Origin of the sequence: Scytonema hofmannii PCC 7110 (assembly GCF_000346485.2) — a bacterium.
Taxonomy (GTDB): domain Bacteria; phylum Cyanobacteriota; class Cyanobacteriia; order Cyanobacteriales; family Nostocaceae; genus Scytonema; species Scytonema hofmannii.
Map to the genome: position 1 here is coordinate 5991288 of NZ_KQ976354.1, position 25626 is coordinate 6016913.

The window sequence follows — 25626 nt, forward strand, 5'->3', positions numbered from 1 at the left end:
TTGATGAGTTGAAATTATTGGGAAATTAAAACGACAATACTGCGGTTTTTGACAACACATACATCACCTGAAACCATAGTCTCTTTCCCTCTTTCCACAACATCCATAGGGGAAGGCTCAGCAGTATCTACAACTTTATACCATCTCCTATCTTGAAGAGAGGGAATTTCAAACTCTATATCTTCCCAGTACATATTAAGCATGACGTGAATATCTGCGTTTCCGTCGAAGCCCCCCAGAGTATATGCAAGAACTCTAGCATAAGGATCGTGCCAACCTGGGCTGAACAACTTGCAACCATGCCAAGAGATATCCGCTAGACCGCGTTCATTAACTTCGCCGTTGAAGAAATAACTGCGGCGTAAGCCGGGATGGCAGTAACAACTACGGAAATCAATCATCAGCTTGAAGAACCTGAATATGTCTGCGTTCTTCTCTACAAGATTCCAGTCAAACCAACTAATTTCGTTATCTTGGCAGTAAGCATTGTTGTTTCCCTTTTGAGTGCGTCTAACTTCATCACCAGCCACTATCATTGGAACGCCTTGAGAAAGCAAAAGAATAGCTGCAAAGTTTTTAATCTGTCGCTGGCGTAATGCATCAATTGTTGGGTCGTCAGTTTCTCCTTCAACGCCACAATTCCAACTCAAATTTTCACTGATGCCATCTTGATTGCCCTCACCATTAGCTTCATTGTGCTTGTCGTTGTACGAGACCAAATCGTTGAGGGTGAACCCATCATGGCAAGTGATAAAATTAACGCTGTTAATCGGTAGATGTCCGGTGTCTTGATAGAGATCGGCACTTCCGGCAAGGCGTACAGCGACTGCCCCGACCAGTCCTGGATCTCCTTTGACAAAGCGCCGAATGTCGTCTCGGAAGCGCCCGTTCCATTCTGCCCAACGATATCCAGGGAAGTAACCAATAAGATAGAGTCCACCAGCATCCCAAGCCTCAGCAATGATTTTGGTTTCAGCCAAGGCTGCGGATGTTTCAATGTGCCAAACTACCGGTGGATGGATCATAGGTACTCCGTCTTGCCCACGGGATAAAATAGACCCTTCATCAAATCGGAAACCATCAACGTGCATTTCTTTCACCCAAAATTCTAGGCACTCCACAATTAACTTTTCCGCAATTGGGTGATTGCAGTTAAATGTATTTCCGCATCCGGAGTAGTCCATGTAGTACTGCCTAGCCCAAGGTACGAGGTGATAGTAAGTACTATTACCAAGACCTTTGAAGTTGATGGTTGGGCCCTCATGATTGCCCTCGCTGGTGTGGTTAAAGACGACATCTAGGATGACTTCGATCCCTTCCTTGTGCAACGCCTTGACCATATCCCGAAACTCGTTAATTGGGTTTTTCTCCTTAGGCGAATGACAATAAGAGGTTTCAGGCGCAAAGAAACTGTGGGGGTTGTATCCCCAGTAATCTTTCAGCGGTGTACCGTCAACTTCTCGGACAATTTCCGTTTCGTCAAAGTCAAATATTGGCAAAAGTTCAACAGCGGTTATACCCAGCTTTTTTAAGTAAGGAATTTTCTCGATGACTCCAGAGAAAGTACCTTTGTGTTTGCAGTCAGAGGAGGGTGATTTAGTAAATCCGCCAACGTGTACCTCATAGATAATAGTATCACTCATTGGTCGATTGAGAGGGCGGTCACCTTCCCAGTCATAATCCGATATATCCATGACCACACTACGCATTGAGGTGGTTAAATTGTTTTTTGATCCCAAAGCATCAATGCGGTTCCAAAGGGCATTGGCGTTTCCCTTAGAGTAGGGATCGAGCAGTACCTTATTTTTGTTGAAACGGTTTCCTGTTCGGTGTAAATCCTGAGGACCATCAACTCGATAGGCGTAGGCAGTTCCGGGTTTCAACTCTTTTACATAGATATGCCAAAAGTGGAAAGTTTTATTGTTCCTTGGGTCTAGTTTAATAATCTGGATAGGTTCCAGGTCATTAGGCTTTTCAAATAATAAGAGTTCGACAGATGTTGCATGTTCTGCAAAGATTGAGAAGTTTACTCCATTTATGCATGGTGTTGCACCTAAGGGATGCGTGCGTCCCACTTCTACTTGATACTTTTTTGTAGCCAGTTTCGTCTGGAAGTTAGGTGTTGTTGCAGTCATTTTACTCTTTTTCTCACTCTAGAGTGTCAATTAGTCATCTAAGCAGGTCGGTACAAATCAAGTTAAATGGTGAAGGTTGTCCTTTGTCATTGGTCATTTGTCGTTTGTCATTTGTTAATTACAAAGGATAGAGGAAGAAGCTAATCTCTTAATTGATGCGTAGGCGATCGCACAAGATATTATCTGATAGAATTGCACAGACTTTCGTGCCTGTATGAATTTCCAGCTGAGCATCTGGCGGCGCTTCAAACAAAATACGTTGTCCTGGGAAAATAACACGCTCCAAGTAACAATTGGGAACATTTGCGATCCGAGCAATCTGAATCTGACTAGTGGCATTAAAGTAGCCGCAGAGAATCTTACCGGACTGGTTAGAAGGTAAAGAATCAAGTGTTTGAGTCATAATTACAGGTTTCACGCTGAACTTTTGGTTTCTTACTAAGTCACTACTTGCAATTGCTGCTCCTTAATTGCCTTTAAGAAGATATTCATGAACTCTGCAACTACATTAGGGTGTTTGGCTGTAATTAGATTGCCATCGATATGTAAGTCCTTGGTACCATCACCATTGAAAATAATAATGCCTCCAGCGTTTTGGACATCACATATGATGTTATGGGCACAAGTAACCTCACGATTTTTTAGCAGTTCTGGATCGGCACAAAACAGCCAAAGGCTATGGCAGATAGTTCCAATCTTTAATCTGCCAGCATCCATAGCCTTTACAGCTTTTCGGAGAAATCTGACGGCAGGAGATTGGTTAGGTTGACCCTCTTTATGATGCTCTTCATAACGAAGACGATCCATAGCATATGCACCAATCAGAAGAATGCCTTCATAATCGGTAGGCTCAATATTGTTTACTTCTACCGTAACCGTGACTTCTTCTGTTAAGTCAATACCTTTAAAAGTCAATTGCTCTTGGTTCCAAAGATGGGATATGTACTCTACCTCGTATCCATTTGCAGGGAAAAACTCGTTGAATGCTCGGAACTCAATTTCGTCAAAGTGCTCTTCAATGAGTATACCTATTTTTCCCTTAGTCTTAGAAGCTGTAGTTGCCATGTTCTCCTTTGTCTGTGACGATCTGGGCTGATAAATTTTCAGTGTACCACCTAGTAACTTGCTACATTTCCTATTAGCGTTTGATCGACTGCAGCAATTCAGTTGGTGCAAAAACATCGCGATAAAAGGTGAGTTGCTCGCATTTTAAGTGGCATGCGCCTCTGTGTCCCCGTCGCAACCAGGTTACGTTTCCCTTAGCGATCGCTTCATTTGTCTCGTCATCCATACAGTACCATTCAAAGTAAACGACCTCACCATGAAACATAACGATAGGCCAAGTCATCGTTACATTTGGTTGGGCAATTACTGCCCACCAATTTACCTCTCTCTCTGTCCCAGCTGTTCTACCAAGAAAAGGCCCATCAGCGCATAGATAGACAAGATTATTAGCGTATTCACCTGCTAGAATGTCTCCCCTCCCTTGTCGCAGGGCTTCACAGTGGGTTGGCCACCAATCCCTGTTTTCCTTTTCTATTTGCGTTAAGCTATATTGCGGAGTTATTTCAGGTAAGGTATCTTCACGAAGAGAAATGTATTCCTCAGCGTCCTTAATCAGTTTGCCTGCTAACACATTGTCAACTAACCCTGGCCTTGAATAATCAGCAGACAGTTCTTGGTAGTAGTTGGTTCGCTTTTTCATCTGAAACCTCTGTGATAGTAGTAAAAGATTATGCTGAAGGGCCGAGAATATCATTAAGGGTACCAAAGCACCCCGCAGCCTTATTGAATCCTGCGTAAACGCACATGAACAAAAGGAGTTCCTCAATTTCTGCACGCGTAGCTCCTTGTTGCATAGCCATGTTCACATGTGCTGCAAAAGGGCTACCAGACCCTACATGATCCTGGTTTGCAACATCAACAGCGACTGTTATTAGAGCCTTGGTTTTTTGGTCAATTAATGGAAGACTCCATGCTTCGCCTGCTACACGTGTACAAAAATCTCCAAACTTTGGATTGATGCTTTTTAAAGCATCTTGAAGTTTTTTATCATCTAAAACCGCATTTTTGTATGCCGTTGCCTTTCCATCTTGAACCACTGTACCAGAATCACCCTGTTTCATGGTTTCTCTCCACCTTTTACATGAGTTTTGCTATTCTATTGCAAAGATTGCTTTGAAACACAAAGAGCCGCTAAATGAGGTCTGCTTTTGTGATAAGGCTAAAAACTTTAATAACGAACTTGGTCTGGGTTTCCATTATAAGTAATGGTGCATATATCTCAATCGTTACTCTTTTTATTGCACTCTTATCAAGAATGGAACGCTTTTCGTCTTTTAGTTTTTCAAGCTTAGAAAGTTTTAGCCAGAGAAAATCATTAGGTTAAGGATCAACTTAAGTCGTTTCGCTATAACTTAAAACTTTTTGGGTAATTTGTTGCCATTTTATGGTTTTACGAAAAATAGTGAACGCAATCCTATATTGAGAGGATGTTTTAAAAGTAGTTGCTGAGGTATCCAAGACTTTAGACCCCCCATTATCCCCCTTAAAAAGGAGGACTTTAAATACTCTCTAGTACTACAACGAAACTTTCACGAAGCAATGAATGTTGTAGACCCTAGTTTAAGAAAAAGACGAACGCTCAAAAACTGATATAACCGAGGTTGCGATCGCGAGGCGCAAGCCTTACCCGGCTTATCGCACCAATTCCGATTTCTCGTCGTAGTACTAGAGTCTCAGCTTTTGCAGCAGTCACAAAAAACCGTATGTGACAGTTTAAAGTGAAGAATATAGTGATAAACTAAGTGCTTCAGTACATTTCTATTGCAGTTAAGTTTGTCTTTAAGTTATCGATCTTTAATAGACCAAACTCCATATAGCTAAAAAATTCAGTTCCATCTCAATGTCTATTTGCCCTACAGCTTAAATTTATACCAGCAGCATTAAGTTTAACTTTAACGTGTGTATCTTAATTGGTGAAAACAGGTTTGAAGATAAATAATATTCATCATATTTTTCTCTTCTTTAATGCCACGAGCGTAATAAAGAGGCAAGGTGAAAAGTTATCTTTTTCTTCTCTTTTCACCTTTCTCTTATTCCTTAATTCCCTCTCCTCTCTTCTTTGCTCTTACAGCAGCATACTTCTGCTGAGAAAATACTGTTTGCTATACGCTATACGTTTGGCGGATACGCTGAGTAACACAGACTGGGGATGATGTTGGTAAATTTGCAATGCTTACCCCTTAGGCACTAAATACTGTTGATTCAATACTTTTCAAGTTTTTTGTATCACAAGGTAATGATATGGGAAAACATATATGTATTGGCATTTTTTCCACTCAAACTGAGGCAGAAAATGCTGTACTGGAATTACAGGACGTAGGTTTAGATGTAAACAACTTCTCGATTTTTAGTAAGGTTTTCCAAACACGTGATTTTTTTAACTGGAAAAATATTGCCAAGAAAGGAGCAACAGAAATTGGGTGCTGGGGAACCGTTTTCGGTGCAGTGTTAGGTACGATCGCCGGGGCTGAATTCCTATTGATTCCTGCAATTGCTCCGATTATTGTTGCCGGACCAATTTTTGGTTTGCTTTTGGGAGCTATAGAAGGTTTGGCTTTGGGAGTAGCTGTTGGTGCATCAGTAGGATGTTTAACAGGTGCACTGTTTGAGGAACTGGAAATTCCCATGTACGAAAACGAAATCATAGCAGGAAAATTTGCTTTGATGACGAAAGGAACGTTAAAAGAGCGAGAAAAGGCGTTACAAGTCCTTAAGGACGCTGGGCATAAAATTCATAAGGTAGTCACTGTTTAAGGCTACTTATAATTTATGGAATAGGAAGGGATTGCCAATGCATTGGGTAGCAACCACTTGGAACGAATCCTCGATTAAAGCTCGATACAGCCAGCCGTCAGAGGTTAGCTTTAAACTAGCTGTTCAGGTGAAAAATTGTCCTTGCTGTTCCCATCGACTGTTGCAACATATTTGTAATAACCGTGTGTACTGGTTCTGCCGAAGCTGCTGGCAAGAAATGCCGTTGCCTTGTCACCGCTTATATAATGAGGAGCAGAAGATCGACAAACCTTCCCTTCGGGACACTCCGTGAACGCGTAGCGTCTCCCGCCTTGATTGTTCAAGCTACCAAATATCGCACGTCTCGACTTTGGGCTAAACTCGAGGCTGCTAACGGACACAAGATTAAGCCGGATGGTACTCATATCGTTGCTGCCAAACACTCTGTTGTGCAGCTAGACGCCAATGATAATCTCTTAAAGGTAATTGCAAGCGAATTTAACGGCAAGCCTCTAAAGTATCCCAACGACATCACGATTGATGAGCAAGGAGGTTTTTACTTTACTGACTCCGGTGATTCCAACCGCCTGAGTAGCTTTTCTTCTAACTCCCCAAAAAATGGGCGAACCGGGAGTTACGACGTATTGTCACCAAAAAAAGTCGGACAAGAGGGCGGGAGTATGTCAATGCAGTTAAGTTTGTCCTTAAGTTATCCATCTTCAATAGACATAACTCTACATAGCTGAAAAACTTAGTAATAACAAACTTCAGTTCGTTAGGACAATTATGAAGACTATCGCCTATAATACACCTAAGTTTCACTTTTCAAAAAGACCACCGGATTGTTGTATTGACTTTATATAATACTAACTCTTCGAGTATGGTTTTAGATTCTTAGACCTCTATGTGAAAACTGCTATAACTGAGTATGGCTGATCCCTGGGGACATATCTCATTCGGTTTTTACCACACAACCTGTGCCTTGCTTCTGCCGCCTGCGTTGCAACCAAAAAGCTACGCAAGCAAAGCCTACCTCTGCAGGCTTTTAGCTTATGTAGGTGGGCTAAGTTCGCGTAGTCGCACCCTTCCAAGGTGTGAGTTGCGAAATTAGAATACTCCCATTGTATTGTGCCGAGTCTAGCTGCAACAGCAAGTCTCCTTTAGAACACCAAATTTGTTCTCGCGCCAAGAATTTAACGCAATCTCTAACTTTTAGGGTATTTGCTGAACTTTAAAGATTTATTGGAGAATACCTATGGGTTAACACCCCTGAGTAGTAATAAACGATCCGTATTAAGTACTTTAATGCTCTAGGACTAATGTCCCTTAAAAAAGTACTTTTGTGCTTTAGGACTTTAGAAATTATTTACCAAGAGTGCTTCTCTTGCGAGTTAAGCGCCTACTACAGATAAGTTGCACATTGCCTTTCAGCGCAAAACATCATCCGGAGTAGTTTTACTTTACATCTTGCTATGAACACACACCATACAGTTAACAAAACACGTTTCTTTTGGCTTAGCATACAGAAATCTTTGGGAATAATACCATTTCACTTTTTTGGTGATACAAATGCCCTGGTAGGGGCGCGGCTGCCGCCGCGCTCCTACGACCAATGTATATGTATCGTGCATTTCGTGAATTGGTATAACGCAGCCGCCGCCAGATATAAGGCGTTTGACGCGATTCAGCACAGCAGCACGTCTGCATATGCCATCAGTAGTGACATCTATATATGATGTGTGTGATGTCAACGGGGTTTATGGTAGGTCTCTAGCCGCGATCGCTGCTATGTTGAACGATTCGCGGACGCCACTGCAGTATTCAATTGCCTTTCTAGCGGATGCCCCATAGCTAATACACAAGTATGGCTGATTGTCAATCTATATGCATCTACCTTTACCGATTATGAGTTCTACAGATTATTCTCTCAAGACGAGTGCGACTAAAAAATTGGAACAAGACACCGTTGTTTCATTCGCACCAGATCGTGCTAAGCACCGAAAGTATTCATCTCACTCTTCCATTCCTCCTGCGGATGCCCATTTAAATCGCCCGTTGGATACCTTGCCTTCCCCTAGCAGCCTGCAATCTACCCCTGTCTCGGTAGCTTCTGCGGTGGTCAAGATGCTGGAAGAGATGGGAGTGCAGTACGCGTTTGGTGTTTCGGGAAGTGCGATTGAACAGAGCGCAGTGCCCTTTCCTCCGGGACGCCACGCGAACGGGCAATCGCACTCTTCTAGCACGCACTGCAACATAGTTCAATCGAAGTGCTTCTCTTTGGTCACGAAGCACGAGCTGCGTTTACAGCTACTGAGGCGTACTTTGCAATTAGTCGTTTGGTCGTGGTGTTTACCACAACAGGTCTGGGGATCACTAACGCGCTAACAGCGCAGATGATTTTACATTGGGATGGCTACTCGACTATGTTACTACTCTCGAATGCAGCAAGCAACTCTTAGAGATTTCTCTCTGGCTCGCCCTCGGTCTAGCACACCAGGGTGGCTTTGTAGCTCATTTTAGTATCTCTACTGTCATCCAGACAAATTCAAGCAAGGAATTTTTCTACGAGTGACTTTCTTTCATTCTGAAACAACCGTAAGTGAGGAAATAAACCATGCGTAATGACTGTTTAATCGATACTGAATCGGTATGGATTGTGCCTGATGGAATAGTGGTGAAGACTGCCAACCCCACTTTAGTGCATCGACCCAATCCCACAAGGAACGACGATTCCTTCGCCCCAAAGATGATGAACGCAAACAGCATAGCTAAAACCCGGAAGCTTTTGGATGGGGCAATAGTATTAGCCTGGAGGGATATAAAGTCAAGCCGCAGACCACCTGCCTTGACCTGCACGCGTTGGGTATGGCGGCTTGCTGGTCTCTATCATCTGTGCCATCCCACCCCGCGATTGATGGAGGAAGCCGCGAAGCGCTTTGCTGCATCTGGCCGCAAGAGTTTGGCGCAGTGGGCTGTAGAGAAAGCCAGAGAGGAAGCAGGTCACGACCAACTTGCCTTGCTCGATATCCAGTCGATGGGATATAAAGCCGAAGCTGTTGTAGAAGCGCTTGTTCCTCCCGCTGCAAAGGCTTTGATAGATCACTTTACCCAAAGCGTGCGGGACTCAGATCCAATTGATTGCGTAGGTTATTCCTATACGGGGGAACGCCTAGCGATATGCAGAGGAGTGGAGTACATCCAGATGGTGGAGGCATTGTTACCACCGGGTACCAATGCTACCCGCTGCCTGCGCGTACACAGTGCTGTTGGCACCGATGTAAAGCACGTAGAGGAGACGATTGAGATGATTGCAGCGCTTACTCCTGAGGAGCGTGTTCGCGTGGCGACCGCCTGTTACAAAGCCGCATTGTTGCGCTTCAGCCCACCCAAGGAATGCTATATATCAGATGAGGAAATTCAGAATATGTTGAAACCACTAGAGCGTATAAACAACCACAGGTGAGACCTGGTTATCAACTGCTCACGTAGTAACTGAACAACTAAGGACAACTCGTCTAAAACACCCTTAACAGTACAACTCAAATAGCTACAAGGAGAAGACAATGAAAACTACAACAGCTACAATTATCGAGCAGCAATCAATGAAAACTACAACAGCTACAGTTATCGAGCAGCAATTTTTGAATCCTGATTATTCTGCTAACAGCCTCATTAAGAGCAGCTTAGAGGTCTTGAATGACATGGAGATTGATTTGGAAAGCATCATGGACAAAGAATTCGCACGAGGATTGCCAAGCGACATTGACGGCAGTGATGTTTAGTTTTTGCTTGCTTATATAGTTTAATGGGCGTTGCATAAAATAGGGATGAATCATTGAACCGCGAAGACGCGAAGTGCGCGAAGAAGTTAGATTTTTTTGTTTACAACAATTCAAAAACATCCCGCAATTATGCAACGCCGTTTAATGAATCAGGTTTGAGTTAACAGTTGATGTCCCTGATTGTTTAGTCTCTGTCAAGTGAGTATTTAATGAAGCTCTGAGGCTGGTTAGACCTAACTACTGTGACAGATAGACGGTCAGAGATCATCCGTGACAAGTTAAATGTGGGTTCGCACATTTATATCCCCCATTCCGCACCCCAAGTATCAGATACAAATAAAGTAGTACAGACAAACTAAAAAAAGAGCCAACAAAAATCAATTAACTAAGAATTAATATCAATAAGCTACGAAGAGAAGCTAATTGTTAAAGACAAAGGAAAACAGCGCACCGATTCAACCCACGTACTGGCAGCAATTCGCAACTTGAATCGCCTGGAAAGCGTAGCCGAAACTTTGCGTGCAGCATTAAACGCAGTTGCCACGGTAATCACCCGGATTTCATATTAGATAGACTATTTTTCGGAAGTAACTGCCCCAAGAATTTTCAGCCTAGCAATCGTCGCGGCAGTTAAACCTGTTGCCTCTCTAATATTTGTTCCCTCATATAATTTCCTGGGTTTCAAAGTCTTTAAGCACTCACTCGCGCTCACATCCCAAATTCGAATTGTATCGTCAGTGCTGCTACTAGCCAAAGTTTGATTATCCGGGCTAAAAGCGACTGACCAGACAAAAGCCGAATGTCCATACAAGGTTCTTTTGCACTCACCAGTGCTGACATCCCACAACTTTACTGTGTGATCGGGGCTGCTACTGGCTATGATCTGACCATCTTCACTAAAGGCGACTGTTTTAACGATAGAATTATTCTCACCAACCTTAAAAGTCTTGAAACAAGCACTATTACTGACACTCCACAATCGGATTGTTCCGTCATAACCACCACTCGCCAGCAGTTCACCATCCGGACTAAAAGCAATTGACCAAACCCAATTTGTATGCCCTTTTAGCGTTTCCTTGCACCCACCAGTGCTAACATCCCAAAGCTTTACTGTTTGATCCCATCCGCCACTCGCCACCGTCCTCCCATCTGGACTGAAGGCGACTGACGCAACCGCCGCCCCATGCCCTAGGAAGGTTTGCAGGGCTTGACCCGTATTGACATCCCATAGCTTCACCATTTGATCGTCACTGCCGCTTACCAACATTTGCCCATCTGGGCTGAAGGCAACTGACGCAACCGCCGCACGATGTCCCAGGAAGGTTTGCAAGGCTTGACCCGCATTGACATCCCATAGCCTCACCGTTTGATCGTCACTGCCGCTTGCCAACATTTGCTCATCTGAACTGAAGGCAACCGATCGAACCGCCGCACGATGTCCCAGGAAGGTTTGCAAGGCTTGACCCGCATTAACATCCCATAGCCTCACCGTGCTGTCTTGACTGCCACTTGCCAGCTTCCTCCCATCTGAACTGAAGGCAACTGACCAGGAATGACTAGTGTACCCACTAAAAGTTTTAAGACATTGACCGGTGCTAACGTTCCATAGTTTTATCGTTTGGTCATCACTGCTACTAGCAAGAAGATCCCCTTGCAAATTAAAGACAACAGAAAGCACCCAACCGGAATGTCCCTGAAGAATTCTAAGACATTGACCAGTGCTAATATTCCATAGCCTCACCGTCTGATCGAGACTACCACTAGCAATGAGATTGCCTTGAGGACTAATGGCAGATGACCAAACCGGAGCACAATGCCCGTGTAGAGTTTCGCTACATTCACCAGTGTTTAAGTCCCACAACTTCACTGTTTGGTCATCACTGCTACTCACTAGTATCCGACCGTCAGGACTGATAGTGATTGACCGTACCCCATCATCATGTCCCTGAAAAATTTTTTTGCATTCATCAGTACCAATATCCCACAACCTAAGCGTGTTGTCATCACTACCGCTCGCTAGCGTCTGTCCGTCTGGACTAAAAGCTACTGATATTACCCAATTTGTATGTCCCCGAAAAGTTCTGAGGCATTCACCAGTGCTAACACTCCATAGCCTTATTGTGCAATCATTACTGCCACTGACTAACGTGTTACCATCCGGACTAAAGGCTACTGACCAAATCTCATTAGTATGTTTTTGAAAGGTTTGCAGGCATCGCCCCGTACCGACATCCCACAGGCGCACTGTATAGTCACTGCTTCCACTAGCAAGGATACTACCATCCGGACTAAAGGCTACTGACGGAATCCAGTTAGTGTGTCCCTTACAAGTCAGAAGGTGCTTCCAATCCGAAACTTGGTACAAGTGGATCTCACCACCAGTATCAGCCGTTGCCAAAAGTTTGCCATCAGGGCTAAAGGCTACCGAGGAAACACCACCAAACGTTTCAGCAAAAACAGACTTCGCCAGATCGGCATGAGCAAAATTGACATCATGCAACTGTACGCACTTGAGGTCGGCTTGCCAAACTGCTAAATGTGAGAAGTCATAGCCTCTCAAGTTAGTTCCCAGTTGACAAAACAGACTAATAATGTTACCAGCCGTGTACCCTGGTTCCAGCGGTGATGTCTCCCGCAGCCTCGCTATAATCTGAGTTAATTGCTCTTCAACGCCTCGTTTGCTCTTGAGGGCTACGATTAATCCGTTTAAGACAGGCTGGAGGATAAGGCGAACTTGTGTCTCTCTAATGTAGTCTTTCGCCGTCGCTTTTATCAAAGCATGGCATCTAAAAAGCTCAATCTTCTTAGTTGCAATCTCCTCACAAACTTGCTCTATGAATCGCTGAGTCACATACTCCATAACTACAGGTTGTAGCGTGAAGAGTGCTGCGCTTTTCTCAACTAGCGATCGCCTCACCAGAGACTCCAGAGCTTCCAGTAATTTTTGTGGTGGTACTGGTGATACTATATCTTCTTGCAACTCTAATAGCGAAACTTGCTCGCGATTAATTGCCAGCCAGTACATTATATCCTTTTCTAAACATGACAAGCGCTCAAACTGCTGGTCTAGTAGATCACAAATATCGCCAAAAACAGTTGTTTCTTGTTGCAAAAATTTAGTAACATTACCACAAAATACATCTTGAATGGTCGTAGCAACCACTTTCAAAGCTAAGGCATTACCAGCATAGCGATCGATAAGTGTTCCGATCTCGGACTCTGAAGCAGCGATCCCCTTAAGTTTCAAAATTTCCTGCCCGTCCACTGATTTCAGACCACCTAGCAAAAATGAGCGCACAGGGAATGCTTCTCCTTCTAGTGATGCCACTTCTTTAGGTTTTTCCCTACTTGTCAGTACTAAGCAGCTTTGGTGATTAGCTTCTCCCACCCGTCTAAGCAGATCCCCATACTCCTCATACCCCTCTCGATAAAGTCCCGCTCGACTACCACTACGCAAAATCGACTCCATATTATCTAGTACCAGCAGACAGCGTGAGGCTCGCAGACAATCAATCAGTCGCGACACTCTATCGCCTACGCTTTCTGGTAAAGAAGCTTCTGTTTCCTGCTCTTTGGACAAAAACTGAATCAGGTTAGCCAGGATAGCTTTAATAGGGGGAGCTTCTCGTAGCGATCGCCATATAATATACTCAAAACTATATTTAATCTGTTCTGCCAGCTTTACAGACAGAGCTGATTTACCAATTCCCCCCATTCCCAACAGTGCAACTAGTTTACAGCGATCCTCAAGAATCAATTGCTCTAATTTATTGAGTTCTTCTATACGTCCATAAAAAACTGACAAACAGATTGCTTCTCCCCAATCTTGACGCTGACATTGATCCGAATGTGTATAGCAATCTTTATCCAGTCCTACATTAAAAGCTTGGAAGAAATACTCAAGTGTTTTTTTGTCAACTGCGTCTTCGCGAGACAACACCTTAGAGATTGTAGCAGTATTTATTCCAATGCGTTCAGCTAAATCTTCTAATGTATACCTGTTTCCATAATTTTCATTGACTTCAGAAGCCAGTTTTGCCGCCTGAAGTTTTTGCAATCCTTGTGGCGTAAGGATAAGACCTCGTTTACGTTTCTGCTTTGGAAGATTCATAATAAAGCCCTTCTTCGTAGTCGTAACATCACTTGCTCCCCTACGCCATTACCGTAGTTGCTATGAAGCGAAATTCAGTAACTGAAAGCACTATTTGTAGCCTAGCCTTTCGGTACAGGCGCGAATAAGTTGCTACATCCACAAGTAAGAGGGTATCACAAAAGTTCTTACAGCCGTAAGCACTTAAGCTCTACTTTGTAAAGTATCTTATTTTGGTTTCCCTAGCTTCTGTCAAAAGTATTAGTTTATGCTAAGCTACTATGTATCCAATAATATTTTATTTTTTAGCGCAATAGGTAGTTAGGACGAACAGCCGTTCGCTCCTACTCGTCTGAAATAAGCATTATCCGTTAATACACATGATGTTTAATTTGTACAGTACGTAAGTCGTAAAAGTAACAAAAAAGCTATGGTTCTCATTAGATTTTTTTATAGTAATTTGATTAAAGCGGCGAAGGTTCAGAACTAGAACCACTCATTTCCACCCATTGCTTAATGAGTGCATATAAAATATAACGTATTGTAACTTGTTTCTGAGCGCAGAGCAATTTGAACTGAAGCTTTAAAGATTTTGGGACGTATGCTTTAACATCCTCAGAGTCTTGGTTAGACAAATTAATGAAGGATTTAGTAACAGGCGCATCTGCTTGTATCCATCGCCCAATCAAATCCTCCAATACCTCACTCATCTCCAATTCTTTCTGTACACAGAGAACCTTGAACTGAAGTTTTAAAGTTTTTGGTATAGCTCCCTTGACAACTACAGTTTCTTCACTATCTTTTTTAGCCACAAACTCATAAATTATGGTACACTTTTTGGTTAAGATATTTGCTTTGGTATTCTAGTACTCCTAGATAATTCATGAGCGAAGAAATCCCGTAACTTCTGAGAAACTGGGTTTCTGAGAGCGAGATTTTTTACAACTCAAGTAGGATTGCCACAGATCTTTGCTTTTTAATGCCAAAGCTAAATATCAAATGCATTCGATAAACACTTTGCAGTAAGTACGTGTTTAAGGCAGAAACAACTTCAATTTGGGGATTGTTAACTCGCTAAAAGTGGTTTTTGTCCACGTCTTGTTTTTCCTAACACTCCTATTTATTGAATAATTCAATCTAATATTATGCAGGTTGAAAATTTTGAACAGTTAAGAACGGTAAATTAAGGCGAAACTTAATGTGTATTTTAAAAAAAATGCCAGTATACAAACGTAATATAAAGAAAAATTAATATAATTCAACCTACTGAATGAGTTCGTGTTGCATATTAGATGGTTAATAACTTCACACAAAGACGCAAAGAATAAGGTTAGCGTCTTTGTATGAGATTTAAAGAAAAAGCATTACACAAGCGTGCAAAACTTGAACGGTTTATTAACGGTGGTTGTCAAGCTAACGAGCCTACAGTAGAAGGTGTAGCGTTAGCCTTCACAACTTTTGCCAAAGTATCGTCAGTTTTTGCAACAAAACCATTTTCTCCGCCATATTCTGCGTACTGCTGGATGAGTTTTGCCACTAAACCCGTCCAGCCTGTTTGATGGCTGGCACCAATTCCGGCACCGTTATCGCCATGAAAATACTCATTGAAAAGAATCAGATTGCACCAATGAGGGTTTGTTTGGAATGTTTCTGTGCCGCCATAAACAGGTCGCTGACCAGATGGTTCTTGCAAGAAAATTCGAGTCAGCCTTTGAGATAACTCAGCTGCAACTTCCCAAAGTGTCATCATTTGACCAGAACCGGTTGGACACTCCACTTTGAAATCGTCGCCCAAGTAATGATGGAACTTTTGGAGTGACTCGACGATCAGATAATTTATGGGGAACCAAATCGGTCCACGCCAGTTGGAATTGCCGCCAAACAGAGCGGTGCTGGACTCGGCGGGTTCGTAATCCACCCGGTACTCTTGGCCATCTATTGCAAGAATGTAGGGATGAGATGCATGAATTTTAGAGACAGCGCGGATGCCATAGGGACTTAAGAATTCTGTCTCATCTAGCATTTTTTGCAGGATGCGGCGGAGTTTATCTCGATACGCGATCGCTAGCAGTCTTCTGGCACCAACACCAGGTGTTTGCATACAGGCAACATTTCGGCTCAAGTCAGGGCGATTGCGAATAAACCACTCCATCCGCCGTCTAAAGCCTGGTAACATCTTCAAATCTTCTGGTTCCAGGGTGGTAACGGCAAAAAGTGGGGATAACCCTACTATCGAGCGCACTTTCATGGGACAATGGCGACCATCGGGCAAATGCAGCGCATCGTAGTAAAAGCCATCAGCTTCATCCCATAAAGCTATTTCTTCCTTGCCAATGCCGTCTATGGCATCAGCAATGTAAAGGAAATGTTCAAAAAACTTGCTGGCAATATCTTCATAGGTTGAATTGTCTTTTGCCAGTTCCAGTGCGATCGCCAGCATATTCAGACAATACATCCCCATCCAGCTAGTGCCATCCGCCTGATTAATATGTCCACCTGTAGGAAGTTCAGCACTTCTGTCAAAAACACCGATATTGTCCAATCCCAAGAAGCCGCCCTGAAAAACATTGTTTCCTTCTACATCCTTCCGATTCACCCACCAGGTAAAATTGAGCAGCAATTTCTGAAACACACGTTCCAGAAAATCTTTATCAGCGCGTCCATACATTTTTCTTTCTATCTGATAGATACGCATGGCAGCCCAAGCGTGAACAGGCGGGTTGACATCGCCAAAAGTCCACTCATATGCAGGAATTTGACCGTTAGGGTGCATATACCACTCCCGTGTCAGTACATCCAACTGGTACTTGGCAAAATCTGGGTCAATCATTGCGAGTGGGATTAGATGAAACGCCAAATCCCAAGCTGCAAACCAAGGGTATTCCCACTTGTCAGGCATGGAGAGAATGTCATCATTAAATAGATGAATCCACTCATGATTTCTGCCGTGCTTGCGTTCGGGCGGTGGCAGAGGACTCCCTGGATCGCCTTTAAGCCATTCTTCGACTACGTAGTAATAGAATTGCTTACTCCACAACATACCAGCAAATGCCTGTCGTTGGACATTTCGCATATCCTTAGATAGCTGGAAGGGACAAATACGGTGATAAAATTCATCTGCTTCCGAGATCCGATTTTGAAAAATTCTCTCAAACTCAGCACCGAATGGTTCTACATCCTTTTCTACCTCCCTTTGATAAAGGCGGGATGGGGAGATGTCGCTCAGCCGCAGCCGTACTACTTTGGTTTCGCCTGCACCAATTGACAATTCATAATAGGCTGAGGTTTTGGTGCCGATAAGATTGGGATTGACAGCTTCTTTTTGACCATGCACCACATAGTTGTTAATTCCATCTTTGACATAGGGAAAAGCATTACTCACCCCAAATAATCTTTCATGGTTAGTTTCATTTTCTGTAAAAAGCAGTTGGGTTACACCATCACAGTAAAACCATCTATCTCCTAGCGTTGGATGGGAGGCTTCTATGACGCTTAAGTGAGTATCAGATTTGAAAAGCTTAAGAAAAGGTTTTTCTTTACTGGGGTCCCAAGACCAGGTATTCCGAAACCAGAGTGTTGGCAAAAGATACAGCGTTTTCGCTTCTGGTCCCCTGTTGGTGATACTGACTTTAATTAAAATATCTTCAGGTGAATTCTTTGCATACTCTACGATGACATCAAAGTAGCGATCGTCGGCAAACACACCCGTATCAAGCAATTCAAATTCTGGACTCTTGCGATCTCTGCGTCGATTTTCTTCAACTAATTGGGCATAGGGGAAAGCAGCTTGGGGATATTTGTAAAGATATTTCATGTAGGAGTGCGTGGGGGTATTGTCTAGATAGAAGTAGTATTCTTTGACATCTTCCCCATGATTGCCTTCACGTCCCGTTAAACCAAACATTCTCTCTTTAAGAATGGTATCCTCTCCATTCCAGAGAGCAATGGCAAAACAAAGTCGTTGATGGTTATCTGAAATTCCAGCGATGCCATCCTCTCCCCAGCGGTAAGCGCGGGAACGGGCTTGGTCATGGGTGAAGTAGTCCCAAGCTTCTCCAGTCGCGCTGTAATCTTCTCGCACTGTTCCCCACTGTCGTTCACTCAAATAAGGACCCCACCGCTTCCAGTACGCTGTGCGATCGCGATCGGCTACCAATCTTGCTTCTTCTTGAGTCATAATTTTATTTCCAGATAATATTTAATCACATTACTGCTCCTGATAATTCCAGAGCAGACCACCATCCACAAAGAAGGTTGTACCTGTCACATAGTCAGCATCAGAAGAAGCCAAGAAAGAAACTACGGAAGCTACATCATGAGGTTGACCTAAGCGACCCAATGGGATATTCTTGAGTAGAGCACTCAGCTTTTCTGGGTCGTTCAAAAGCTTAGTGTTGATAGGAGTCTCAATCGCTCCTGGCGCGACGGAGTTAATGGTTATTCCAAAAGGTCCTAACTCAATAGCCAGGTTGCGCGTCATCATTTTGACGCCACCTTTGCTAGCACAGTAAGAAGTAAAATGTGGGAACGGGAGTTCCTCATGCACCGAGCTGATGTTAATAATCTTTCCAGTCCGGTTAGTTTCAATCAGGTGCTGGACGAAGGTTTGAGTTACGAAAAACACACCTTTTAAGTTGACATTGAGCACTGCGTCATAATCTGCTTCTGATACCGACCAAAAAGAGGCGTTCTTTTCAATGCCAGCGTTATTCACCAAGATATCTAGTTTGCCGAAGTGTTGGATACCCGATTCAATCAACTGGCGGACTTCGCTCACTACACCCAAATCTGCCTTAACAATAAAGCCAGAGCGTCCGGTTGCTTCCACTTTAGCTAGCGTTTCCTCGGCACCCTCCCGATGGCTGCGGTAGTCAATCACGATATCTGCGCCTTCTTGGGCGAGACGCGCTGCAATGGCTTGACCAATTCCCTGGCTGCTGCCGGTTACCAAAGCTATTTTACCTTCAAGCTTCATCTTTATTTTCCTTTTGGAATAGTGTGATGTCTGTGCGGGCTTAAGGAAAAGAAGGTTGCTTTCTTTGAAGGTTAGAGTTACTAGTGCGAACTTTTAACCTTTTTGCAACCTTCAACTTTTTAAGTTACCTATTGTGCTAAAACTGGAGTTGGCTTAGCAAACAAATCGTGACCTTTAAGAACTGAAGCGATTCTAGATACATTTGCGCCGTGATGCCTTGCAGCTTCAAGTCTTTCTTCCGTCACGCCCGTTTGCTCCATCTTTTCCCCAGCAGAGCGTGCGTATGGTCCCCACTGGAGCCCTGCTAAGTGGTAACCTGGGGTATTTTTAGGAAGAGGCACTATCACCAACCCCAGCTCAACAAGGTTATTTAGCAGAGTTAACATTGTGAGCTCGCATCCACCTCCAGCGTTTCCATAGCCACTACCAGTAGCGAATACAGCACCTACCTTGCCAATCATGCTATCTTTCATCCAAAGCCGACTGCACACTGTATCGATAAATTTTTTGACCCGCCAATCTGGACTTCCCATATGAACAGGCGTGCCAACGATGACTGCGTCACTGGCAATTAGGTCATCTTTTGTAACATCATCCGCTAATTTGACTGAGACTTGAGTATCGGGGACTGACATGGCACCTGACGCGATCGTCTCAGCCATCCTTCGTGTATTGCCATAATCTGTTGCATACACTATTAATACGTTAGTCATTTATTATCTCCTTGATTTTACGTAAAGGTGAAGTGAACAAGAGGTGGGGAGAGAGCTTAAGAGTTAAATCTACTACCTCTTAAGGTGTGGTACTTTAACATTTTTGAAAATGCAAAGGTAATGAGGAACGTGAAAAAGTTTAGCTGTCAAAATATCGAGTTTACCCATAGCAAGGAGTCGAAAGGCGACTACAGCAACCATTGCTCCCAGTGGTGAAGCAATGCAGTAAAGCCACTGGTCTTTCCAATACAATGTGACTAAAGCAGGTCCAATGCTGCGTGCAGGATTTAGACTCGTGCCAGAGATAGGTGCCTCTAAGCAGACTATTGTTGCCACTAGAAGCCACGTCATAAGTGGTGTCCAGCGCATTAGCTGATGATGACTTAAGAAGATAAAGATAGATAGCACCAGCAGAAAGGTTATGGTAACTTCAGCAAGAAAAACATACCAGAGTGGGTAACCATTCCCAGGCAAGGTCATACCATTCCTGATACTGGCGGCGTAGTTTCCCCACACAACCACTATTAGCATAGCAGCGATAATTGCACCGAGGAATTGTGCAATAATGTATCCGATCAGGTCATGTCGATGCATCTTGCCTTGAACCCAGAATGCCAGCGACAAGGAAGGATTGAGGTGAGCACCACTCAATTTCCCCAGTGGGGAAATCGCGATGAGAGACCCACTTCCAGCAAAGAACAGCCCTGTCATCAACAAACGCATACTTTCGTTGGGTATGAGAGCCTGCATTGGCAAACCCTTACCAAAATTGAAGACAACTGCACTCAGCCCAATAAAAAGATTAAACGCAGTTCCGAGAAGTTCTGCACCATATTCAGACCAGTGCAATTGTCTCCAACTTGTGAAACTATCCATGATTTTCTTCCTGCTCAAGCCGCAAAAAACGTGCTGCTGCCCGGTCTACCAGCCATAGTAGCGACCCCTGTTTTGGACGGATAATCTGAGCGGGGAAGCGATCGGGCTCCGGGTTACCCTCCAAAACTGCTCGTAGGGTTTCGGCCTTTTCCGACCCACTAACGAGAAAGATCGTGCATAAGGCATTGTTCAGCACTGGTGGTGTCAAGGTAACCCGGTAGGTATTCTGCTTTTCTACCCAGGAAGCAGCGACGAGATGTCTTTGTTCGTGGATGACATTGGTTACTGGAAAGAGGGAAGCGGTGTGTCCATCCGATCCCATTCCTAAAAGCACCAAGTCAAAGCGCGGCCACTTCCCCTCGTGCAACTTAAAGAAATGCCGTAATACTTGCTCATACTCGTCTGCTGCTTTGCCAGGGTCTGGATTTTCAGCCAAGATTCGGTGTACGTTTTCTGGTGGAACAGGCACTTGAGATAGCAGCCGCTCTTGCACCATGCGGTAGTTACTCTCGGGATGGTCAGGTGGGACGTGACGCTCATCACCCCAGAAAAAGTGTACCTTGTTCCAGGGCACCTGTTCCCGAAAGGATGCGGTATCGCTAGCCAATAGCGTGTAAAGACTTTTGGGCGTCGAGCCGCCAGCTAGGGCGATGGTAAAAATCCCTCGTGCTTGTACCGCTTCTTCAGCCCGATGGACAAATTCCTCTGCGGCTTTTAAGCTAAGCTCTTCAGCATTTGCGACAACTCGGATGTCTGACTTTACTGCTCTAATTAGATGCATATTTTCTCACAAAAACTGCTCACTTCCTGTCATGATGTAAGAGATTTTTTGATAGACTAAATAACTTCTCCGTAAATCTCCATTATGGAACTGAACAACCGCAGTGCATCAGACTTGGGACGCTGGAATGAATTGCGTCCTATAATCGAGCCAAACCCACCGCCATTATGAATAGAGCGGATCTCATTGAGTATTGTTTCATCGCTTTCGGTTGGACCACCGGAGAAGATGACAATGCGCCGTCCATTAAAAGTACACTGTACTACGTGACGTACCCGCTCAGTGAGCGTCCCAATTGGAATTTGCTCTTTTTCGTAAACTTTACGTGCCGCCTCTTGCTCGATGTGTGCGCTTGGCAGCTTGACTTTGATGATATGTGCGCCAAGTTGGGCAGCAATCTGTGCGGAATAACCGGTAACATCAATCGCGGTTTCACCCTTTTTGCTCAAACCAGCCCCACGGGCATAAGCCCAAATGACTACCACCAAGCCACAGCGCTTTGCTTCCTCAGCGTAGGCGCGGATCTGCTGATACATCTCCATCCGATGTGCCGAACCAGGGTAGATAGTAAAGCCGATGCCCACGCATCCCAAGCGTAGCGCATCCTCCACGCTGCCAGTCAAAGCCTGGTTCGGGTCTTGCTCATCGTGGAGGACATCGTGGTCGTTAACTTTGAGAAGCAGGGGGATCTCGCCAGCAAACTCCCGTGCCCCTGCCTCCAAAAAACCTAAGGGGGCAGCATAGGCGTTACAGCCAGCCTCGATTGCCAGTTCAAAGTGATAGCGGGGGTCGTAAGCAGGTGGGTTAGAAGCAAAACTACGCGCAGGCCCGTGTTCAAAGCCTTGATCTACTGGCAGGATTACTAGTTTACCAGTACCTGCGAGTTTACCGTGGTTGAGCAGTCGGGACAAGTTGGTCAGTGTCCCCGGATTGTCGCTGCCATACCAACTTAGGATTTCTTGCACATTTTTGTTCATCTTGTTTCTGTTCCCATCTGATAAAGTTCGCCTGAGGTATGAGCCGAGATTTGGCTGCCCAAAATGTAGCGTTCTACTGCGTTGGCAAAGCCTTCGTCTTCGTTGGAGGTCGTCACATATTTGGCGGCGTGTTGCACATCCAGACTGGCATTGCCCATCGCGATGCTCAGACAGCTTTTGAAGAACATTGGCACATCGTTGGGCATATCCCCGATAGTTGCAATCTCTTGAGTGGGAATTGCTAGCATTTGTGAGAGCCGCTCGACCACAAACCCTTTGTTAGCGCGTGGGTGGGTTACGTCCAGGTAATAAGGTTGGCTGCGAGCAGCAGAAACCTGCTCTGAACCACCTGAACTTGCACCAGCTTCGCAGCACACCCGATCTCTAAACTCCCTCTGGGTATCAGCTTCGCACCGCGCCACTCCCTCTAGGTCGTCGCTGACGCCAACAATCTTTGCCACATTATCAAGTAAGTTATTAAATGTTGGCACGACTATTGGCGGGAACTTGATTGTCCATTCTTCGCGGTCAACATGAGGGGCGTGGCGATCGCGCACAAACCAGTCGCGATCGCTATAGATCCAAACGTCTAGACCATGGGAATCAATAATCTCGACAACGCGCTTGGCTATCGACGCGTTCAGGAGATTCTGCTCAATGATTGAGAAATCTGGACGCAGGAACACCGCACCGTTGAAAGCAGCAATGGGTGCTGTCAAGGCGAGATCGTCGATGAGTGTTTTCATGCCTCGGGGTGGACGCCCGCTTGTGATTGTGAATGCGATGTCCGCCGCGTACAACTTACGCACCGCATTTCGAGCCCGCTCAGTGAGCACCTTCTCTTTCGTGACAAGGGTACCGTCCACATCGGCAACCAGCAGTGAGACTTTCGATGGTATTGACGAGGTATTTTTGTTACTTATTATAGTCATAATCTATGTCCTACAAGTGACAAATTGGTCTGTGTCGGTTCAACTTGGGTGTAGGCAGCCCAAAGCGCAGCGCCTAGCAGTGCCGCCTTATCATTGACAATGATGCGTACTGGCATTGCTTCCAGCAACGACTGGAGACGACCTTTAGCTGTAAACGCTTTTATAAAGGTCGAGTCCTTCAACTTCTCAATAATTTTGGGTGCAATGCCACCGCCGATAAATACTCCCCCAGTCGCCATCAATTTCAGCGCCAGGTTGCCTGCCTCTGCACCGTAGAGGGAGACAAACAGATCCAGCGCCAGCTCGCAGAGAGCACACTTTCCTGCCAAAGCGACTTGAGCAATGACTGTGGTCGGGTCTTGATGACGCAGTTCCTCTGTAAGCCAAGTTGGCTCGCGATCGTGACCAGTGTCGTGAAGGAATCGATAGATGTTATACAGACCCGGACCGGAGAGAACTCGCTCCCAACTGACGCGGGCAAATCGCCGCAATAAGTAGCGCAGCAGTTCCATCTGGAGTTCATTCCTCGGCCCAAAGTCGGCATGACCGCCTTCACAGGCAAACGGACGGTGCTGCTGACCATCCCAGTAAAGACCCGCTTCTCCCAGTCCTGTCCCAGCTGAGATGATAGCAGCGTTGCCCTCCGCTTCCTTAGCACCCTGGTTGAGGACTATAAAGTCTTTGGGCGCAAGTGCCGCAATCCCGTAGGCGTTGGCTTCAAGGTCGTTCATTAACCCAACCGTTTCCAGCCCTAACTTACTGGCTAATGCTTTAGCATCTACCACCCATGGTAAGTTGGTCGTCTCACAGCGTCCGTGTTTGACGGGTCCAGCAATCCCAAAACAGGCATGGGTGAGGGGTAAGTTGTGCGCTGACACGAACTTGCTGACAATCTCATCAAGGTTGGCGTGCTCGCGGCTGGGGAAAGTAGCTTCCACAATGGGTCTCAAACGTCCACCCTCAGCCCGGAAGAATGCTAAAATTGTCTTTGTACCGCCAATGTCACCTGCTAGAATCATGGGTCAATCCTCCGCCACTGCCGACCATCGCGCTCTAGCAAGTCTAAAGCTTCTTTCGGACCCCAGGTACCCGCTGCATAGTTGGGGAAACTACGTGGGGGTAAGGCTTTCCAGACATCCAGAATTGGTGTTACCACACTCCACCCAAGTTCAACGTTGTCGGCTCGCTGGAATAGGGTGGCGTCGCCAATCATGCAGTCGTAGAGCAGCGTCTCATAGCCAGTACTCGGCTGAGTGCCAAAGTAGTCAGCGTATTCAAAATCCATCTTCACCGCGCCCATGCGTACGGAAGGACCAGGAACTTTAGCACCAAACTGCAAACTGATGCCTTCGTTGGGTTGGATGCGTAAAACTAGAAAATTCGGTGTCAGTTGCTCGACGGGTGTCTGACGGAACAGTAAAAACGGTACGTGCTTGAACTGAATGGCAATTTCAGTCACGCGACTGGGTAGAGCTTTGCCAGTACGCAGATAAAACGGTACACCAGCCCAGCGCCAGTTGTCAAGCATCAGCTTCAGCGCTACAAAAGTTTCAGTACCGGAATCAGGAGCAACACGCGGCTCAACGCGGTAAGCAGGAACTGACAAGCCTTTCACTGTGCCTGCACCATACTGGCCGCGTACTGTCTGGGTAAGAACTTCTTCTGGGCTCAACGGTTGGATTGCTCGCAGCAGTTTAGACTTCTCATCCCGCACTGCATCGGCTTCAAACGAAAGCGGCGGCTCCATCGCCATCAGCGCCAGCAACTGAAACATATGGTTTTGCACCATGTCCCGCAACGCACCTGCTCCTTCATAGTAGCCGCCCCTGCCTTCTACGCCAACACTCTCGGCAACCGTAATTTGCACATGGTCAATGTAACGGCGGTTCCAGACAGGCTCAAATAAACCGTTGCCAAATCGAAAGACCAAGATGTTCTGCACCGTCTCCTTGCCAAGGTAGTGATCGATGCGGTAAATTTGGCTTTCTTTCAACACGGTACTGATATTTTTATTAAGAGCGCGAGCCGAATCAAAATCATGCCCAAAGGGCTTCTCGATAATCACTCGCCGCCAAGTACCTTCTTCTTCACGAGCCAGCCCAGCAGTCCCAAGTTGCCACATAATGTCGTTAAAGAAGTTGGGCGCTGTCGCTAGATAGTATAAGTAATTGCCACGCGTGCCGCATTCTTGGTCTACAGTAGCCAGTAGATCCTGCAACTGCTCGTAAGTGCTGGGGTCTTGAAAATCACCCGACAGATAGTAGAGCCGCTTTCCAAACGAATCCCAAAGGTGTGTGTCAACTGAAGTTGTCGCAAATTCATGAATCTCCCGACTCATTTTCTGGCGGAAGTCATCGCTGCTCTTTGGGGCGGGAGCCACTCCCACGACGGCAAACTCTTTAGGTAACAGGTTACTTTGTGCTAAGTTGTAAAGTGCTGGAATTAACTTGCGCTTGGTCAAATCTCCAGCAGCGCCAAAGATTACCATTACGCAGGGGTCACCGCGCCGATCCAGCCGTTCATCAGTCATGTTCATTGTTTTTACCCCGTCATGGCTTGATCTTTCT

The 25626-nt window shown here is 45.2% G+C and carries 22 protein-coding genes and 1 pseudogene; 6 read left to right on the forward strand and 17 right to left on the reverse strand.

Annotated features, from left to right (window positions below):
• Positions 1–14: 14 nt before the first annotated feature.
• The 5 genes and pseudogenes from glgX to WA1_RS24960 form a co-directional block, all read right to left on the reverse strand.
• On the reverse strand, positions 15–2135 hold the full coding sequence (gene glgX, locus WA1_RS24940) for a glycogen debranching protein GlgX (protein ID WP_017739800.1): 2121 nt from the start codon (positions 2133–2135) through the stop codon (positions 15–17).
• Between the two features lie 151 nt (positions 2136–2286).
• Positions 2287–2538: pseudogene (locus WA1_RS24945) on the reverse strand (DUF1830 domain-containing protein); the annotation flags it as partial.
• 35 nt (positions 2539–2573) lie between these two features.
• Positions 2574–3200, reverse strand: coding sequence for a DJ-1/PfpI family protein (locus WA1_RS24950; RefSeq protein ID WP_017739798.1), 627 nt, complete (start codon positions 3198–3200; stop codon positions 2574–2576).
• Positions 3201–3273: 73 nt separating this feature from the next.
• Positions 3274–3840, reverse strand: coding sequence for a hypothetical protein (locus WA1_RS24955; protein WP_017739797.1), 567 nt, complete (start codon positions 3838–3840; stop codon positions 3274–3276).
• Between the two features lie 28 nt (positions 3841–3868).
• Positions 3869–4261: a carboxymuconolactone decarboxylase family protein gene (locus WA1_RS24960; protein ID WP_017739796.1), complete on the reverse strand. Its 393-nt coding sequence runs from the start codon at positions 4259–4261 to the stop codon at positions 3869–3871.
• Between the two features lie 1180 nt (positions 4262–5441).
• On the opposite strand from WA1_RS24960, the gene WA1_RS24965 reads away from it, so the two are divergent.
• The 3 genes from WA1_RS24965 to WA1_RS57250 all read left to right on the forward strand — a co-directional run bounded on the left by WA1_RS24965 (position 5442) and on the right by WA1_RS57250 (position 7784).
• Positions 5442–5954 carry a glycine zipper family protein gene (locus WA1_RS24965; protein ID WP_017739795.1) on the forward strand — a complete coding sequence of 171 codons (513 nt, stop codon included), beginning with the start codon at positions 5442–5444 and terminating at the stop codon, positions 5952–5954.
• Between the two features lie 182 nt (positions 5955–6136).
• Positions 6137–6679, forward strand: coding sequence for an SMP-30/gluconolactonase/LRE family protein (locus tag WA1_RS24970; RefSeq protein WP_272819224.1), 543 nt, complete (start codon positions 6137–6139; stop codon positions 6677–6679).
• A 928-nt stretch (positions 6680–7607) separates the two neighbouring features.
• Positions 7608–7784 carry a hypothetical protein gene (locus WA1_RS57250; RefSeq protein ID WP_158516693.1) on the forward strand — a complete coding sequence of 59 codons (177 nt, stop codon included), beginning with the start codon at positions 7608–7610 and terminating at the stop codon, positions 7782–7784.
• Positions 7785–7976: 192 nt separating this feature from the next.
• Here WA1_RS57250 and WA1_RS61365 read toward each other — a convergent pair whose 3' ends face one another.
• Positions 7977–8225 carry a hypothetical protein gene (locus tag WA1_RS61365; protein WP_336389857.1) on the reverse strand — a complete coding sequence of 83 codons (249 nt, stop codon included), beginning with the start codon at positions 8223–8225 and terminating at the stop codon, positions 7977–7979.
• On the opposite strand from WA1_RS61365, the gene WA1_RS61370 reads away from it, so the two are divergent.
• The 3 genes from WA1_RS61370 (at position 8201) to WA1_RS24985 (ending at position 9715) form a co-directional block, all read left to right on the forward strand.
• Complete coding sequence (locus tag WA1_RS61370) at positions 8201–8392, forward strand: thiamine pyrophosphate-binding protein (protein ID WP_336389811.1); 192 nt, start codon at positions 8201–8203, stop codon at positions 8390–8392. The two genes, WA1_RS61365 and WA1_RS61370, sit on opposite strands and share 25 nt — an antisense overlap.
• Positions 8393–8547: 155 nt before the next feature.
• On the forward strand, positions 8548–9396 hold the full coding sequence (locus WA1_RS24980; RefSeq protein ID WP_017739792.1) for a hypothetical protein: 849 nt from the start codon (positions 8548–8550) through the stop codon (positions 9394–9396).
• Positions 9397–9496: 100 nt separating this feature from the next.
• Entirely contained in the window at positions 9497–9715 is a 219-nt protein-coding gene (locus tag WA1_RS24985) for a hypothetical protein (RefSeq protein WP_017739791.1), read from the forward strand.
• 574 nt (positions 9716–10289) lie between these two features.
• Here WA1_RS24985 and WA1_RS24990 read toward each other — a convergent pair.
• The 11 genes from WA1_RS24990 to zwf form a co-directional block, all read right to left on the reverse strand.
• Positions 10290–13826 (reverse strand): WD40 domain-containing protein, encoded by a 3537-nt coding sequence (locus WA1_RS24990; protein WP_017739790.1) that lies wholly within the window; start codon positions 13824–13826, stop codon positions 10290–10292.
• A gap of 443 nt (positions 13827–14269) precedes the next feature.
• Positions 14270–14617, reverse strand: a complete 348-nt coding sequence (locus WA1_RS24995) for a hypothetical protein (protein WP_017739789.1) — start codon at positions 14615–14617, stop codon at positions 14270–14272.
• 596 nt (positions 14618–15213) lie between these two features.
• Positions 15214–17982 (reverse strand): MGH1-like glycoside hydrolase domain-containing protein, encoded by a 2769-nt coding sequence (locus WA1_RS25000; protein WP_017739788.1) that lies wholly within the window; start codon positions 17980–17982, stop codon positions 15214–15216.
• Between the two features lie 30 nt (positions 17983–18012).
• Positions 18013–18780 (reverse strand): glucose 1-dehydrogenase, encoded by a 768-nt coding sequence (locus tag WA1_RS25005; protein ID WP_017739787.1) that lies wholly within the window; start codon positions 18778–18780, stop codon positions 18013–18015.
• A gap of 128 nt (positions 18781–18908) precedes the next feature.
• Positions 18909–19493 carry a flavodoxin domain-containing protein gene (locus WA1_RS25010; protein WP_017739786.1) on the reverse strand — a complete coding sequence of 195 codons (585 nt, stop codon included), beginning with the start codon at positions 19491–19493 and terminating at the stop codon, positions 18909–18911.
• Positions 19494–19565: 72 nt separating this feature from the next.
• Positions 19566–20369: an MIP/aquaporin family protein gene (locus WA1_RS25015; protein WP_017739785.1), complete on the reverse strand. Its 804-nt coding sequence runs from the start codon at positions 20367–20369 to the stop codon at positions 19566–19568.
• Entirely contained in the window at positions 20362–21150 is a 789-nt protein-coding gene (pgl, locus tag WA1_RS25020) for a 6-phosphogluconolactonase (protein WP_017739784.1), read from the reverse strand. Before pgl ends, WA1_RS25015 begins: the two co-directional genes overlap by 8 nt.
• Before the next feature lie 56 nt (positions 21151–21206).
• Complete coding sequence (locus WA1_RS25025; protein ID WP_017739783.1) at positions 21207–22127, reverse strand: class I fructose-bisphosphate aldolase; 921 nt, start codon at positions 22125–22127, stop codon at positions 21207–21209.
• Positions 22124–23059, reverse strand: coding sequence for a Cof-type HAD-IIB family hydrolase (locus WA1_RS25030; RefSeq protein WP_017739782.1), 936 nt, complete (start codon positions 23057–23059; stop codon positions 22124–22126). Before WA1_RS25030 ends, WA1_RS25025 begins: the two co-directional genes overlap by 4 nt.
• Positions 23056–24078, reverse strand: coding sequence for a glucokinase (gene glk, locus WA1_RS25035; protein WP_017739781.1), 1023 nt, complete (start codon positions 24076–24078; stop codon positions 23056–23058). Before glk ends, WA1_RS25030 begins: the two co-directional genes overlap by 4 nt.
• Positions 24075–25589 carry a glucose-6-phosphate dehydrogenase gene (gene zwf / locus WA1_RS25040; protein WP_066613008.1) on the reverse strand — a complete coding sequence of 505 codons (1515 nt, stop codon included), beginning with the start codon at positions 25587–25589 and terminating at the stop codon, positions 24075–24077. Before zwf ends, glk begins: the two co-directional genes overlap by 4 nt.
• Positions 25590–25626: the final 37 nt, after the last annotated feature.